Origin of the sequence: Caulobacter sp. KR2-114, assembly GCF_049446115.1 — a bacterium.
GTDB lineage: Bacteria > Pseudomonadota > Alphaproteobacteria > Caulobacterales > Caulobacteraceae > Acaudatibacter.
Genome location: NZ_JBMSEC010000006.1, coordinates 1 through 15,731, shown reverse-complemented (window position 1 = coordinate 15,731; position 15,731 = coordinate 1). Strand labels below are relative to the sequence as shown.

The 15,731-nt window shown below is 65.2% G+C and carries 12 protein-coding genes and 1 pseudogene; 3 read left to right on the top strand and 10 right to left on the bottom strand.

Annotated features, from left to right (window positions below; genetic code table 11):
* Nucleotides 1-58: 58 nt before the first annotated feature.
* From ACO2Q3_RS19845 to ACO2Q3_RS19835, 3 genes are read right to left on the bottom strand one after another with little or no spacing between them, the layout of a single operon-like run.
* Nucleotides 59-493, bottom strand: a complete 435-nt coding sequence (locus ACO2Q3_RS19845; RefSeq protein ID WP_423309761.1) for a DUF6527 family protein — start codon at nucleotides 491-493, stop codon at nucleotides 59-61.
* On the bottom strand, nucleotides 490-1,674 hold the full coding sequence (locus tag ACO2Q3_RS19840; protein WP_423309759.1) for a ThiF family adenylyltransferase: 1,185 nt from the start codon (nucleotides 1,672-1,674) through the stop codon (nucleotides 490-492). The genes ACO2Q3_RS19845 and ACO2Q3_RS19840 overlap by 4 nt, the downstream gene beginning before the upstream one ends.
* Nucleotides 1,649-2,104 (bottom strand): multiubiquitin domain-containing protein, encoded by a 456-nt coding sequence (locus tag ACO2Q3_RS19835; protein ID WP_423309757.1) that lies wholly within the window; start codon nucleotides 2,102-2,104, stop codon nucleotides 1,649-1,651. The genes ACO2Q3_RS19840 and ACO2Q3_RS19835 overlap by 26 nt, the downstream gene beginning before the upstream one ends.
* Nucleotides 2,105-2,284: 180 nt before the next feature.
* On the opposite strand from ACO2Q3_RS19835, the gene ACO2Q3_RS19830 reads away from it, so the two are divergent.
* From ACO2Q3_RS19830 to ACO2Q3_RS19820, 3 genes are read left to right on the top strand one after another with little or no spacing between them, the layout of a single operon-like run.
* On the top strand, nucleotides 2,285-2,668 hold the full coding sequence (locus ACO2Q3_RS19830; protein ID WP_423309755.1) for a helix-turn-helix domain-containing protein: 384 nt from the start codon (nucleotides 2,285-2,287) through the stop codon (nucleotides 2,666-2,668).
* On the top strand, nucleotides 2,661-3,524 hold the full coding sequence (locus ACO2Q3_RS19825; RefSeq protein WP_423309753.1) for an ImmA/IrrE family metallo-endopeptidase: 864 nt from the start codon (nucleotides 2,661-2,663) through the stop codon (nucleotides 3,522-3,524). Before ACO2Q3_RS19830 ends, ACO2Q3_RS19825 begins: the two co-directional genes overlap by 8 nt.
* A gap of 3 nt (nucleotides 3,525-3,527) precedes the next feature.
* Nucleotides 3,528-4,166, top strand: a complete 639-nt coding sequence (locus ACO2Q3_RS19820) for a hypothetical protein (RefSeq protein WP_423309751.1) — start codon at nucleotides 3,528-3,530, stop codon at nucleotides 4,164-4,166.
* 407 nt (nucleotides 4,167-4,573) lie between these two features.
* Here ACO2Q3_RS19820 and ACO2Q3_RS19815 read toward each other — a convergent pair whose 3' ends face one another.
* From ACO2Q3_RS19815 to ACO2Q3_RS19785, 7 genes and pseudogenes are all read right to left on the bottom strand, one after another.
* Nucleotides 4,574-5,593: an IS110 family transposase gene (locus ACO2Q3_RS19815; protein ID WP_423309750.1), complete on the bottom strand. Its 1,020-nt coding sequence runs from the start codon at nucleotides 5,591-5,593 to the stop codon at nucleotides 4,574-4,576.
* Between the two features lie 170 nt (nucleotides 5,594-5,763).
* Nucleotides 5,764-6,360 carry a hypothetical protein gene (locus ACO2Q3_RS19810; RefSeq protein WP_423309748.1) on the bottom strand — a complete coding sequence of 199 codons (597 nt, stop codon included), beginning with the start codon at nucleotides 6,358-6,360 and terminating at the stop codon, nucleotides 5,764-5,766.
* 13 nt (nucleotides 6,361-6,373) lie between these two features.
* Nucleotides 6,374-8,905: a DEAD/DEAH box helicase gene (locus ACO2Q3_RS19805; RefSeq protein ID WP_423309746.1), complete on the bottom strand. Its 2,532-nt coding sequence runs from the start codon at nucleotides 8,903-8,905 to the stop codon at nucleotides 6,374-6,376.
* Nucleotides 8,905-10,830: a site-specific DNA-methyltransferase gene (locus tag ACO2Q3_RS19800; protein ID WP_423309745.1), complete on the bottom strand. Its 1,926-nt coding sequence runs from the start codon at nucleotides 10,828-10,830 to the stop codon at nucleotides 8,905-8,907. The genes ACO2Q3_RS19805 and ACO2Q3_RS19800 overlap by 1 nt, the downstream gene beginning before the upstream one ends.
* A gap of 115 nt (nucleotides 10,831-10,945) precedes the next feature.
* Nucleotides 10,946-13,597 (bottom strand): AAA family ATPase, encoded by a 2,652-nt coding sequence (locus ACO2Q3_RS19795; RefSeq protein WP_423309743.1) that lies wholly within the window; start codon nucleotides 13,595-13,597, stop codon nucleotides 10,946-10,948.
* 272 nt (nucleotides 13,598-13,869) lie between these two features.
* Nucleotides 13,870-15,243: pseudogene (locus ACO2Q3_RS19790) on the bottom strand (transposase).
* A 298-nt stretch (nucleotides 15,244-15,541) separates the two neighbouring features.
* On the bottom strand, nucleotides 15,542-15,731 hold a 190-nt coding region (locus tag ACO2Q3_RS19785), incomplete at its 5' end, for a transposase (protein ID WP_423309742.1).

Below are 15,731 nucleotides of genomic sequence, written 5' to 3'. Positions count from 1 at the left end.
ACGGCACTCGCTAAACAGCGTTGGCTGAACTGCTAGATGGGGCCAGCGGCCGCGCTTGCTAGCGCCTCCCGCCGAGCCACGACCAAAAGTCCTTCTTGCGTTTGGACTTAGCGGCCTCATCCATCGCTTCCGAGGCTAGGCCCGGCTGACCGTCGAAATGGGTTTCGCGTGCCGCCCTGTCGCGGGCACGGCCCCACGCGACCTCGTCCTCCGACATGCTGCCAGCCCACACGACGGTGTCGCGCTTGATGAAATAGTGGGATCGGCAGGGGAATGCCCAACTCCCGATGGACGGGAAAAGACTCACCGTCTCGCCGTCATAGATGAGCTGCCAGCCGACCGGGCTGATCGGCGTGACCACCTTGATGCCGCAGCCGCAGAAGCAGCTGTGTACCGCAGTTGCGTAGGGGATCGAGACATAAAGGACGCCCCATTCGCGACCCTTCGGAATGAACTCGACGAACTCATGGCGGATTTTGAACGGCCGTCTCATTCGTCGCCGTCCTCGTTAATCGTCTCGGCAGCAGCGACCACGAAGATGGTGAAGTGCTCATGGCTGTCGTCGTCGTAGAAGCCGAACAGCTTCTTGAACTTGATGACGGCCAGCGCCGCGTTCAGCGCGTTCAGCTCCGCGACCTGGATGTTCTTGTCATATTCGTTCACGTCGTCGGCTGTCGAAAAGGCGATGCGGTTCTTCTCGTAGACGTGGTTGCGCTTGGCGGGCGTGCTCGTGGTCGTGCGCACCTGCCCCCGCAGGCTCTCACCGTGGATGGTGATGCCCATCCCGACATCGGCGAAGGGGATGCCGAGAGCCTCCAGCTTTTCGACGATGGGCCGCTTCCCGCTTCCCTCCATGCAGAGGAACACGAAGTCCAAGCCCTCCAGCTCGTGCAGCTTGTCGGGCATCATGGCGTAGGGGTGCGGGATGATACCCCGGCGCATCGTGCTGTAGGTGCGGGCGTGGAACGCGACCTTGGTCAGCTCCTCATCGAGCTCTTCGCCCGACACGGCGCCGGGAGCCCGGAAGGCGTTGTGCTGTTCGAGGCCGTCGCCGTCGAACAGGTGAATTTCCTGCACGGGACTTTTGGCGATGTAGTCCAGCACGTAGGAACCGGTGCCGCCGAGGCCGATGATGCCGATGCGCAGAGGCTTCAGCTTGTCGTTGATCGCAACGATGTCAGCCCTGCTGCTCGCGGTGTCCTCGTAGAGGAACACGCTGTCGTCGGGGTCAGGAGTGCGCGCCCTGTGGTTGATGGCGGTGACGCCTGGCTGGCGGGCCTGCGCCGGCCCCGAGATCTTCTCCACGTACATGGTCATCTTCTCGTAGAAGTCCGAGTAACGGCCGGTCAGGGCCGGCTTGTGGGAGAAGTTCCATTTCACCTCGTAACCGGCGATGGTCATCGGCGTCGAACTCGGGCCGAGCGACTGCATCGAGGCCCCGTTCTCGTGGCACGGCATCTCGCCGGCCCACTTGCACTGGTGATCTTCGGGCTCGAGCGCGACATCGTTGTTGAGGCGCAGCGCGGCGAACAGGTCGCCGCGCCTCACCGCGCCCTGGTCGTCGATATAGGGGACGTTGTGGACGACGAGGTAGCCGGCGAGGACTTCGATATCGAAGCCCTCACCGGCCAGGCGCTGCAGCGCGGGGCTACGAGCGATCGGTCGGCGTGACATCGAAGACCATCTTGTTCTTGATCTTGACCGAATGGCCCGCGGTCAGTGTGCCCTTCGGGTTCGCCGGCGGGCCGTGGCGGTAGGTGACCGTGAACTCGATCAAAGTGCCGCTGGGCGGCACCGGGTAGGCCAGCTTCACCACCTCCTCGAAGGACACGTGGGTCCCCTCGACCTCGTTCGGCTCGCCGTTGATCAGGATGGTGATGGTCTTCTGGCTGTAGAAGTGCTCGTCTTCCTTCAGATGGATCACCGTCGCATCGCGCGCGATCAGCTGGTCCTCCTGATCACCGCCGACCTCGCGGAACAGCTCCTCGTGCTTCGGGATGTCGGCCAGGGCGTAGAGGCCCTCGCCCGTGGTCGGGTTGGACGACTCGAAAGCCTCCCGGTTGATGTGGATGCGCACCAAGTGCGCCACGACATTGACGTTCATTTTACTGCCTTTTCTCCGCTTTCGCGGCTTGCGTTTGCCCCCGTCGGATGCCACGCTGGTGTCCGGCCAGACAACATATGGGGCCTGAAAAAGCGCCCAGTCGGCTTACGAGCAGAACGGGGCGCGTTGTCTGTCTGGACAACAGTAAGGGACGACGATGAAGCATGTCAAGGAGGGCGGATGCCGGAGTCCGCACTAGGGCGGTGGCTGAAGGCGCTGCGAGGGGATTTATCGCTGCGGGATCTCGCTCAACGGAGCGAGGTGGACCACGCCTACATCTATCGGCTGGAGACCGGCGCAAAGGAGTCGCCGTCTGACGAAGTGATCAGCAAATTGGCGACCGCGCTTCGGCCGTCCACGCGCGACGGGGAGATACTTCGCTTCCTAGCCGGTCATCCGAACGTCGATGCCGATCTTGCAGATTTCGCCAGGCAGGACGCCAGCGTGACACCCGAGGAATTCCACATGCTGACGACGGTCGTGAACCGCGGGGCGCGCGCCGACTACGCAACTTCGCTCACCCGAATCCGCCGGTTCATGCAGGAGGAGGACGGTGATGGATGAGCTCGCCGTCGCGATGAAGGCGCGCGACTTCATCGCGAAATGCAGCCCGCTTTCGCTCCCCGTGTCGGTTGACGCCTACGCCGGCCAGATCGGCGGCGTCGTGAAATCCGAAGCGCTGCAAGAGAACGAAGATGCGTGGTCGGTTCAGCTTCCGAACGGCAAGTACCGCATCTGTGTGAACTGCGCCCACAACAGCCGCCGCCAGCGGTTCAGCGTCTGCCACGAAGTGGCCCACGTCGTGCTCGAAATCACCGCTGACCACACCTCTCCGAGCTGGAGTTTCGCGCGCCGGCCCCCGGGCGAAATCGCGTGCGATATCTTCGCCGCTGAACTCCTTCTCCCGCACAAACTGTTCAAGCCGCGCGTCGATGCGGCCGATATGGGCTTCAATGCGATCAGCGAGTTAGCCGACGAATTCGATGCGTCGCTGATGTCGACGGGCTCGCGCTTTGCCACCTTCTCACGCGAACTTTGCGCCTTCGTTCTCTCCGAGGGAGGCAAGGTCCGCTATAGCTCCCGGTCCACCTCTCTCCGCGATGCCAGAGCGTGGATCAGGTCGGGCTCCGATCTGCCCAAGGACTCCTACAGCGCCCGGGTACGGGCGGGTGAAGCCTCTTCGGGACCGGAAGAAGCCGATCCCGATCAATGGTTCGAAGATTGGGACCGCGAAGGGTCGCTTTACGAAGACGTTCGGCAGCTCGGCCAGTGGGATCAGACACTCACCCTACTCTGGTTCGACGACGAAAATCTCCCGCCGCCGCAGGCCGAGCGGGCGCGTTGGGAAGAGGACACCTACGGCCTACGCGAGCTGGACGGAAATCTCCCCTGGCCGGGCAAGTCGAAGCGCAGGCGTTGATCGATGTCCTGGGCCCAGCGCGCGGCACGAAACATCCTCCCGCTGAGCCGGGAGAAGTCTCATCTGGCGGCTGCGTTGAAGGAGTGGCGCTACGAAGGCGGCTTCCACGATCTCGAAGCGCCCGAGGCCGATTGCGAACTCTGCGACCACCCGGATATCCGGTATCAGTTCGAGATCAGGAACTTGCTCACTGACGCCCGCCTTCAGATCGGCTCGGAATGCATCAACCGGTTTGGGATCAGCGCGACGGGAGATGACGGCGAAGACCTCGACGCCGCCGGCACCCGAAAGAGGGTCGGTCGCGATCGGCGGACACTCGTTGAAGAGGCCCGCAAGAAGCGGGTGATCACCGCCCTCGTGGCGCTGTCGCAGGCTGATCCTGAATTCAGAATTCTAGCCTTCATCGACTACCTGCAAGACCGTGGCGCCTTTACACCTAAGCAGCTCGCCCTACTGCTTTGGCGCTTCGAGAAATTGCGGGTGCCATTCAACGTTCGCGACTTCAAGCTGACCATCCGGCGTGATCGCGAGAAGGTACAGCTCCTGGATATGGCCGACTGGCAGATCGAGCGGTTGCTGCCGGCGATGTCGCCTTCGCAGCGGGAGTTTCTAGCTGCAGCGCGGAGCCTAGCTTCCCAATAGCCATGTGCAGGCGCACGCCTTCCCGACTCTCTGGATGTCGCCTTTGAGCCCGACGCGGCCGTTGCGCCGTGTCGTATGACGTGATGGTGTGGACGACCTCCACCTGAACGGGCTTTGGTAGGTGGGACGTCGAGGGACGTCATGTATGGACGACCTCCTAGACGCAAGGGTGGAATTGGGCGTCTGGCGCTCGGTCGAGTGCAGTCATGTATGCGGCCTGTCGCTGCAGCTGGTCGAAGCTGCTGGCCTTGATGAAGTCCGCGGACCGGCTCCCTTATCACGTCAACGCGCTCGAGGCGCTCTGACCCCCTGGGTTTCACCTGTCCCCGGCTGCGGGCCGGTTCGTCATCACGTCTCACCACTCTCGCGTCTACGCCGCCGGCCGGCTCAGCCGACCAGCGCCGATCTCAGACCGCCGCCCGCGGCGTGTAGACCTCCTGGCGGGCCATCAGCACCCAGGCGATGCGCGCCGTCTTGTTGGCCAGAGCGACGGCGGCGGCCTTGGGCTTCTTGCGCTCCAACAAGCCCTTCACCCAGGCGCCTCCAGACCCTCGCTGGCGAGCCATGCGAAGCACCGCCGTCGCGCCGACGACGAGGAGGCGTCGCAGGTAGCCGTCTCCCATCTTGCTGATCCCCGCTTGGCGCTCCTTGCCGCCGCTGCTGTGTGCGCGCGGCGTAAGCCCAAGCCAAGCGGCGAACTGGCGGCCGGAGTGGAAGAGACCAGGATCAGGCGCGCTGGCCGCCATGGCGCTGGCGGTGATCGGGCCGATGCCGGGGATAGTCGCAAGGCGGCGGCTGGTCTCGTCCGCCCTATGCCAGCTCAATATCCGGCGCTCCAGGCTCTCGACCTCAGCCCCGAGGGCCTCCAGCTGCCCAGCCAGGCCCCGGAGCGCCGCGAGCGCGAGCTCCGGGAGTCCACCCTGCTCCAGGTGCAAGGATCGAAGCGCCGCCTGCACGCCGGCGCTGCCCTGCGGGGTCACGATCCCAAACTCACCCAGGTGGCCGCGGAGGGCGTTGATCAGCATGGTTCTCTGGCGGACCAGGAGGTCCCGGGTCTTGTGCAGCATGAGCACCGCCTGCTGCGCCTTCGTCTTCACGGCCACGAAGCGCATCGTAGGCCGGGTTACCGCTTCGGCGATCGCCTCGGCGTCCGCCGCGTCCGTCTTGCCGCGCTTCACGTAGGCCTTCACGTATGCTGGCGGCATCAGCCGCACCTCGTGGCCCAGCGTCATCAGCTCCCTCGCCCAGTAATGGGCCGAGGCGCAGGCCTCAATCCCGATCAGGCAGGCCGGCAGCGCCTCAAAGAAGCTGAGCACCTGGGCTCGTCGGAGCTGCTTGCGGAAAGCCACAGCTCCCGTCCCAGTCACCCCATGAACCTGGAACACGTTCTTCGCCAGATCGAGCCCGACGACCGCTACCTCTTCCATCTTCCCGCTCCCTAGACGTGACGTCCCTCGACGTCCCACCTACCAAAGCCCGTTCAGGTGGAGGTCGTCCACACCATCACGTCACGTAGATGCGCCAAGAGCGGTCATTGGCATCGACACTAGGGGCAGACCTTCCGCGGTATGCTGTGTAGCAGTCCACACGGTGGGCGTCAGGTGCCCTCGACGTAGCGGCCGTACCAAGCGCTAGTCTTTTCGGCGAGCCAGTTCTGGTGAGGCGCTAGGAAATCGACGAGGCCGGCGAGCGCGCTGGCTTGGACGATAGCCTTCGCAACAGTGTCGACCGACAACGGTCCGTCGAGCACCTGGGCCGCGTCCCTCTCATCCTTGCCGAGGAGCACCAGGTAGTCCTCGCCCGGTATGCGGCGCGCAGCCCAATGGGCGAGTAGGTTCCGCATATTCTGGTTCAAGGCGATGGCGTCGAGGTGCGCGACGGCTTCGCCGTCCAGACCTGTATTCCGATGAATCTCGGCGGCCGTATCGCGAACAGCGGCAGTCAGCTTATACCCAGAAAGTTGTCGAGCAGAGCGGCGAAGGTGGCTGGGTAACACACCTCCAGCATCGAACGCGGCCATGCTGCGGCGCAGATTTAGCTCGATGTAGTTGAAGATCTGAATGACGCCGCCGAACACGGCGAAGTCCTGGGGCGTTGGCTGAGGGAAGGCCATGAGCGCCTCCGTCGGCAGGCTGTCGAGCCATGAATTCAGCCGTCTGATCTCGGGCGTCACATGGGCGTTCGGGAGGGCCATGGGCGACCGGCCGTCAATAGGTAGCCAGAAGCTCGGGCCTGAGCGCTCGATCGAGGAAGTTGCGGTCGGCGCGGGCGTCGTATTCGACGACCCGCCACTCTCGGCGGTCCTCCCAATAGAGCATCATGACGGGCCCGTAGTCAGGGTGAGACGCCTGTGCCTTGACCAGCGCGTTCCGCTCCTGGTCGTTGATCATCCGCTTTGTTTCGACCAGGAGGACGCCATCTCCTCTCGCCCGGTCGCGCACGCCAACGATGAAGTCGGGGTAGAAATCAGGCTGGCCGGGTAGCGGCACACTGACCGAAAACGGCTTGCGTGGCGGGTTCCGGTGCCACCAGAGCACCGTCCCGGTTAGGTCGTCGTCGAGGTACTCGGCAAACGGCCGCTCCCACCCGTTCAGATCATCAGGGAAGACGCCGTAGAGGTTCAGGCGGGCCGGCTGCAGCTGCGTGGTCGAGACGATCTCCGCCGGAATCACGTCGGCGGCCTCAGATATCGTGTACCGCGCGACCGTCTCGGAAATGGCGCGCCGCAGCTGTTGCGGCCGAAGCGCCAGGATCTTGTGCAGACCGGCTCGAAGCTTCTGAGGCGTGTCGAACACGTGGTCGATACCCCGCCGAGAGGCCTCCCGCCCAAGCTGGTCGACCAGGGCGCTGTGTAGCGCTCGAATGTCGATCACTTGATAGTCGTCGGCTCGAAAGAGGGTTTGCTGCGCTCGGGCGTCGATCTCCTTCTGGGCCAGGTCGGCGCGGATCTCCTCGCGCCGGTTGATGCGGGCGCCGAAGATCTCGACTTCCTCCATCAGGATCGTGGTCGCCCCGCGCTGGGCGACGAGCAAGGCGTCCTCGTCGAAGCGGAACCGGGAGACGACTTCGCGGACCAGGTCGCGGCTTTCGAGGGATAGGACCGCCCTGTTGAACGCGCGCGGCGCGCCGAGAGTCGTGTTCAGTGTATAGATGCTGGCCCCGACCGGCCGCTCTTCCGGAACGCGCGGCGAGGGGCCCGCCCCTGTCGGTGCCGGAGCCAGGTCCCATTCGTCGAAAAGCGCGCGAGCAATGCCAGCTGGCGCAGCTCCCCCGCTGCCAGCAGCTCGCTCGAACAGATCGCCCGGCGTCTCGTCAGCCCAACCGCTCCGGCCGGCGCTGGTGAAGAACGTAAGCTGTCCACCCTCGCCGACGCGCTGCGTCTCGGGCTCGCCTCCGAAGGCGACAACCGCAATGTTGGGCGTGACCGAGGCGAGTTCCGACCGGATGGCGTTGATCCGCTCGGCCGCGGAGAGCAGGCCGGCCTGGCCGCCGTTGTCGGACAGGAAGACATAGCCGTAGTCCAGCGCGGTCGGCGCGTTCCGCATGGGTTGGAGGCGACGATCGACCCGAAGAATCCTCCCCACGATCTGCACGCCGAAATCAGAGTCCCGCACCGGGCGGAACGAGACCAGCGTGAAGGCTCGCGGCGCATCGAAGCCGGTGGCGACCGCCAGCTTGAAGATCAGGACCTCGACGGTCTCGTCTGCGACAAGGCTAGACAGGTGTGGATCCGGCTCGTCGGCGGTGTGGCTGCGGATCAGGCCGGCCTCACCTTCTGTGCGAAACCCCAGCTCCTTCAGCCACTGGGTAGCCTCGGCTACCGAGTTTTCGTTGCTATCGACCTGGACGAGCAGCAGCGGCGTAACCGTCGCCCCCGTCTTGGCGAGAAGCGCCTTGAGCGCCTTGTGCGTCTCGACGCCCTGGCGGAGCGCAGTCTTCCGGAAGTCGATCAGGCTCTGCACGTCGTCGGGCGCCTTGAACACCGCGACCTTCACACCTTCCTTGATTAGCCGATCGCTGATCGCCTGCTGCCGCGAGACGGTGATGCGGCGCAGGTTCGTGACCCCGGCGCCTTGCGTGAACGCCTGCAGATCGCGGTCGCGCGGCGTCGCCGTGACCAGGATCGTCAACTCGGGCCGAAGGACCTCGCGGTAGAAGCGGATGGCCTCGCTCTGCCCCTTAAAGCTGTGATGCGCTTCGTCGATAACGGCGCCGATTGCGAAACCCTGCGCCCGGGCAAAGTCGATCAGGCCATCGATCGAGGGCGCGGTCTCCGTCGCTGTCCGAACCTTGCGGCTCTGGGTGTTGGCCACGGCGACATTCGCCCAGGTGGTGACGAATACATCACCTGACCGGACGTCCAGCGGATCCCGATCGGAGGCGGCATGGCGGACCCGGAGGGCATCGAACTCCGACTGGATCGTCCGGATCGTCTGACTAATCACGCCGGCAAATGGCGCGATCCAGAACCAGAGCACAGGCATAGCCGAGCCGTTCACGTGCAGCAAGCTGACGTTGGCGGCCACGTGGCCGGCCATGAGGGTTTTGCCCGTGCCGGTCGGCGCTTCAAACAGGATCGCGCCGACGTCGCCGACGATCAGCCGCCGGCTCTCCTCATAGCCGGGCGTCCCGCGCACCGCCCGGAGCTCGTCCAGACAAGTGGCGAAGATTGCGACGCCATTGTCGACGGCGTCGCTCTGAAAGCGCTTGAGAACGGTCCCGAACGTTTGGGCCCGCATCAGGCACCGACCCCGCCGAAACGGGCAATCAGGTAGTCGGGGATTTGCTCGACGCGCACGTAGCTCGCCTTGATCTCCTGCAGCACCAGGCCGCTCTGCCAGCTGTAGACGACCGCTGGCCTGGAGATCCGCTCGACGCGATCGCGCAAGGCGGCGACCGCCGATGGCGTCAGCTGTGGAACGTAGATCAGGTCGGGCCCGGAGCCCTCGCCCTCCAGGATCTGCAGCTCGAGCGCGGGATCGAACGCCGAGATCGCGTTCGCGTGCAGCTGCTGCAGGACCGTCCAGACCTGTCCGTGCTGAATATCGATCGCGACGCTCTCGCGCGGCACCCTTTCGGCCCGCAGGTACGCAAACTCGCCGGCCACGCCGGCGACCGACTTCGACCCCTTGGGGGTGCGGTAGCTGTAGCCTTCGATCGCCGCGCGCAGACGCCGCTGAGTGATGTCGCGGCAGACGTTCTTGGAAGGCTCGTCCGCGTTGGCTTCCGTGGTCGAGACGAGGATGAAACTGCGGTCGCCCCCGTCCTCATCGTTGAGGGCCAGGACGGCGTGTCCCGTGGTCCCCGAACCGGCGAAGAAATCGAGGACGATGTCGCCGCGGTCCGGGTCTGTCGCCTGGGCGATCAGCGATTTGAGCAGGCTTAGGGGCTTGGGATACGGGAAGTCCTTGTTGGCGAGCATCTGCGACAGAAGCTTTGTCCCCTCGCTCGTATAGCCGACGGTGAAGGCGGTTACTTCGTCGAGGGAAAGCTCCTCCAGCTCGGACTTCTTCGTCGCGGCGGGCACGATCCAGGTAGAGACCGGCTGCTCGGTTGACTTGAGGTCCTTTGCGAACCGCTTGTAGCGCGGTTTGCTGTAGCCAATCTTTCGGCCGACCCACTCCTCGATCGGCGCGATATTGTCGAGGAGCCGCGCCGGCGCCTGGCCCGCCGCCACTTGGCCCCGGAGGTCGTCCAGCTGCAGATAGACTTGGAGATTTCGCGGTGCGGAGCCGTCCTCGATAGCTGCGCGGAGCTGCTCGACAGTGTCGTATACGACGACCTGGTCGTCTTTCGGCCATAGTAATCGCTTCTCGGCGATCAGCTGCTCCATTGTCTTCGTGCGGATCTTGCGGCCGTTCAGCCGCGCTTTCGTCGCGAAACGCCAGACGTTGTCCGGGTCACCCGGATACCAGACGCCAGTGTCAGGGTTCTGGATCGGGTAGAAGGCGTCAGGGCGCTGCTTGAAGTTGTGCGCCTTAACCAGGTTGTCGTTCACCCAGTCGCCGCGCTTGTCGCCGTCAGGATTGGAATAGGTGGAGAGATCCTTTGGAGATCCGGCGAAACTGAAGCCGCGGTTCGCGTAGCAGACGACGTACTCATGGTCGACGCTGAGGAACCAGTCCTTGGCGTCGCCGGCCCCGCTGCGTCGCCGCCAAACGAACGTCCCGACGCGCCGGCCCGGGAACACCTGGTCCATGAGGAGCGTGAGGTGGGCGTTCTCGATGTCATCCACGGACACGAAGATCACGCCGTCTTCCGCCAGCAGATCCTTCGCTAGGGACAGCCTGCGGAACATGTATTCGAGCCACTTGGAGTGACGATAGGCGTCCTCTTTGTCGACGAAGGCGTCGTTGTAGAGGAAGTCCTTGTTGCCCGTGTTGTAAGGCGGGTCGATGTAGATGCACTTGACCCGGCCTTTGTAGGCAATTTGCAGGTAGCGAAGGGCGTCAAAATTGTCCCCCTCGATCAGGAAGTTCTCAAACGGGGCGGCCCCGATCGACAGATCCTGGTCGAGGTGCAGTAGGACGAAGTCGTCATTCAGAGCGGCATCGTGCTCGAGCTCGTCCCGTTCCCAGACGAGGCCGAGCTTGCGGGAGGCGTCGCGCCGCTCCATCAGCGCGATAAGCTCCTCCCGGCCGAGATGGTCGTAACGACCCGTCATTTCACCCTCCGCCCGGGCGTTTGCCCGCGGCCCTACGAATCACTCGCTGCCGACGATAGTCGCCGGCGGGCTCGCTAGCATCCACGCCCCAGTGCGAACCGGGTTCGCACCGCCGCTACTTCTTCGGCTTCATGGCCGGTCTGCGGCCCTCGGCGTCTTTGCTCTCCGCGTCCAGGTCGGCGATCAGCTTCTCCAGGTGGAGCAGATCCTTCTCGAATTCATCCGGCTCGGGCGTCTCCACCGTTTCCGCGGCGGGGTTGTCGTGACTGTAGGTGTTCGCCCGCGTCATCCCCTCGTGGAACCGGATCGCCAAGCCATCGGACAGGTGGACGTAGCGCAGCTTCAGGGTCTCCACGCGGTCCGCGCCCCGCGTTACGACGTCCCTGAAAATGCACTCCTCCACCGCCCGCTCGTACGTGTCGCGCAGCCGGCCGTAGAGGCCCTTCACCTTGAACTCGTAGTCGGCGGCGCTGACGCCGTGGAGCGCCTTCACCGGCCCGAACTCGGACTTGATCAGGTTGAGCCGCCTCTTCACGGGCAGCCCCTTCCAGGTCACGCCGGCGGGGTCGACCTTCCCGGCGTCGACCTTGTTGGCGAACAGCGACACCGGCACGACAGCAACGTCCAGGGCCTCCGCCTCACGGCAAAGGTCGTTGAAGAACACCAGGTCGTGCGTGAACACCACGACCTGGCGGCCTTGAGCCTCGGCTGCCAGACGCATCGCCACCTTCACACAACGCTCCCGGTCCAGGGAGGACACCGGATCGTCGATGACCACGGGCCCGGAGCCGTCGGTCATGGCCACCTCCGTCAGGAACGCTGACAGGGCCAGGGCCCGCTGTTCGCCCTCACTAAGGATCTCCGACGCGTTCTTGGTGAAAGTCGTACCGGGATCGGTGTGGAACGACGCCTTCGTCTGCCCGCTCTTGCGCGCCAAGCCGATATTCAGGTGGTCGATCTCCAGGATCTTCCGCTCCCCGTCGAACCGCTCCACCACCTTGGTCGTGAGGTGGTCGTCGACGAACTTGTTGGCGGCTTCAGTGATCGCCTTGGTCTGCACCTCCTTCAGCGCGACCTGGTACGCGGCGTCCTCGCGGAGCAGATCCCGCCGCACCTTCAGCCTGCCGACCACACCGGCCAGGAGTTTCCGATCGGCCAGCTCCCCCAGCTCGGCCAGCATCTTCGTACGCACGCCGTCGTCACCCGCCGCAGCCCGAGCCTCGGCCTCGGTTCTCAGCTTCGCCGCCGCCCCGGCCAGGTCCGGCGATGGATCGGCCAAGGGCGCCAGCTCAGCGCTGGCGTCCACGCCTGACAGGATGGTCTCGGCCCGCTCGCGCCGGGCAAGCGCCGAGTCCCTGAAGACTTTGGCCCGGTCGGAAAGGACCGCGTCGCGGGCGGCCAACTGCTCGATTCGGGCGCTCCACTCGCCGCCGTCGAGAAGCGCCAGAGGCGGCAAATCTTCAAGGGCGGCGACGGCGGCCGCCTCGGCCTGGTCGGCGGCGGCCGCCAACGCTCCATCCACGAAGGCCTTGAACCGCTGCAGCCGGGCGGCGGCGGCGGCGTCGAGCGGCTGATGACAGAGGACGCAGCTCGCCGGCGCCGTGGCCGTTTTCACGACGGGGAACTCTTCCCCAACGTAAGCGGCGTCGACCGAATAGTCCCGCGCGGCTTTCCAAAGCGCGCGCCAGGCACCGGCCCCGACGCCCGGCAAGGGCTCGTCCTTGAACAGCGCCTCCGCGTCCAGGCTGGCGGCCTCGCGCTTGTCGCGGGCTTGGTCGGCCAGCGCCTGCAGCTTCGCCAAGCCCGAGTCGCTCAGCGCCTCGGCCTGGGCGGCGCACTCCTCGCCGAGCTTTTCGACCCACGCCGCGAGCCCGCTAACATCTGCGCTGGATCCAGGATCGGCGGCGAGCTGGCCCCGGATAACCGTAAGGCGGTCGGCGTCCGCGGGGGCGAACGCTGCGGCGGCCCCGATCGCAGCATCGGTCGTTTTCCCGGTCAGACCTCGGTAGAACACCTGGGCCTTGGTCTCGCGCGCCTGGTCGAACTGAACAACCGCGAGCGCCAGCTTCTGCGTCACAGCGGCTCGCTCTGCTTCCAAGGCGGCGCGAAGGGCGAGGCACAGCTCGTTGAGCTTGTGAGGAAGCGCCAAACCGAACGGCAAGAACCGAATTTGATGGCCCTGATCGACGTACAGCTCCGCCGCCAGGCTGTCGAAAACAGCCACCTGGAGCAGTTGCTCGGCGTGGGCGCCATCAGAATCCCAGGGGATCGCAATCTCACCCGCGCCGGCATCGATAACGATCACCGCGGCCTGGGGCCCGCCAAGCCCGCCATACACGTTCGACAGCACCTTCAATTTGGCGGTGCTCTCGATGCGCGTCCGACAAGCGGTGCGCAGGATTCGCACGAAGCCGCTCTTGCCGCTACCGTTGCGGCCGTAGACGACTGTCAGGCCCTCCGGCGAGAAGTCGATCCGAGCGGCCGGCGCGAGCCGGTTGACGTTCTGGACGTCTCGGACAGCCACAAGCTTGAGCGGTGCGCCGGCAACGGCTCCAGAGAAGTGGCTCTTCGCCAGGGGGACCGGCTCGGGCGGCGCGGAGACGACCGCGAGGCCGGCCTTCTGTTTCACCATCGCCAGCAAATCGGCCTGGTCTCCGGCCCCAAGCGCGCCGCCGCACGCCAGCCGACGCAGGGCATCGCGGTGCCACCGCTGCAGCTTCTGTTCGGACCACTTGATGATGTCGTCGATCGGCTGGGGCGATGTCACGGAGGCCTCCCGCCGAGCAAGTTATCCGACCTTCGCCTGACAGTCGTCACCGACAATGGTCGCACGGATACGTCGCTATGGTCACACGCAACGCTTCTAGGCGTCTCCCTTTGATATCGCCCAGTATGTAGCCGGTGCCGGACAAGCTTCGCGACCCGACGCGAGGCCTTCGGCCAACTTCGGACTTCGGGAACGTCTGCTATGAGCCGATTGCGTTGAAGAAGTCGGTCTCGGCTCTGCGCGTGGCGCCGGCCAAGCGCGGCGATCTTCCCCTAGGCGGCTGTTGGGGCGGTTCGCGGGATGAGCTTGGCGAGCTTGCGGAGGTTCTGAGCTGTTGCGGCCAAGTGGAACTCGTCTCGGGCGCCCTTGGGACCTCGCAGGCGTAGCCGGTCGAGCTTGAGGATGCGCTTGAGGTGGGCGAACAGCATCTCGACCTTCTTCCGCTGTCGCCTGGAGACGACGTAGGCGTCGGTCTTGGCGATGTCGCGGGCGATGTCACGCGCTCCTTCGTAGATGGATCGGGTCACCTAGCGGCCAGGGGTGTTGGGTGAGCAGCGGTCCTTCAAGGCGCAAGCGTCGCAGTCGTGCTTGGAGGCGCGGTAACGGTAGGTGTCGTCGGGCGGCGCGTTCGGCCGTGGCGTCCGGAAGGCGCGGCGATAGCGCTTGAGCGCCTTGCCGTTCGGACATCGGTAGCTGTCGGCGACGGGGTCATAGACAAAGGCGCTGCGCGGGAAGGTCCCGTCTTCCCGAGCAGACTTGTCGATGACCGGGATGTGCGGGGCGATGCCCTGCTGGGTGGTCAGCCAGTTGAGCATCTCGGCGGAGCCGTAGGCGGTGTCGGCCGCCAGCCGGCCTGGCCGCAGGTCATGCTGTTCGCGCACCCGCTCGATCATGGTGCGCACGGCGCCCACTTCCGCCTGGCGCACCGCAGTAGTGGCCTCCACGTCCAAGATCACGGCGTGCTCAAGGTCGATCAGATAGTTGGTGGCGTAGGCGAAGTAGGCCGGCCCCTTGTCGGCGCCGGTCCACCGCGCAGCCGGATCGGCCGGCGAGAGGAACTTCGGAACGACCGGCGTCGCCGCGCCGAACGCGGCGTCGTCGAGCACGGCCAGGTATTCGTCGATGGCGCGGCTCGTCGCCTCCGAAGGCAGGCCCTGATCCCCCGGCACGCATCGCTGACGGTTGGCGTCGGCCTTGATCAGGCTGGCGTCGGCGGCGAAGCCCTCGCCGCCTACCAGACCCTCCGCTAGGCAGCGGCTGACCACGGTCTCGAACAGCCGACGCAGCAGATCACTGTCGCGGAAGCGGCCGTGGCGGGCCTTCGAGAAGGTGGAGTGATCGGGAACGTCGCCGTCGAGCCCGAGCCGGCAGAACCAACGATAGGCGAGGTTGAGATGCACCTCCTCGCACAGCCGCCGCTCCGAACGGATGCCGAAGCAGTAGCCCACGATCAGCATCCGGATCAGCAGCTCCGGGTCGATCGAGGGACGGCCGATCGGGCTGTAGAACGGCGCCACATGCGCTCGGATCCCGTCGAGATCCACGAACCGGTCGATAGCTCGGAGCATGTGGTCCGCGGGGACATGCCGCTCCAGCGAGAACTCGTAGAACAGCGCCGTCTGGTCGACTCGACGATCACCCATCATGGCCATCCCTCCCGTCCGTAGACGAGTGAATCAGCCTCGAGTCACCGCTTCAACCGGCCTTTTTCAACACAATCAGCCCGATGCGGCCGTTGTGTCGTGTTGTAGATGCGCCATTGGCGGACCTTGGTCGCCGAGCACGCCAAGAACATCAATGCGCTCGCGTTCCCGGTGATTGGCGCGGCAGGCGTGACCACGGTGACACGCCGGCGTCCACCTCCGGCTCGAAGCCTGCTCGGGAGCCGTGCGCTGCGGCCAGGGGTGGCTCGGCAATCCGACCGACTTCTAGAGCGGGACTCGTTCACACGGAAGCGTAGCCGGCGTTAACGAGGTAGTTGCTGCACTCTTTGGCGGTGAAGCGGTCGAGGAGCGCGCCAGCGCTTCGCCAGGTCTCCTCGACGGTGCGGGGCTGCGCCTTTCGCATGAGGTGTTTGAGCTTGGAGAAGACCTGCTCGATGGGGTTCAGGTCGGGGCTGTAGGGCGGCAGGAAG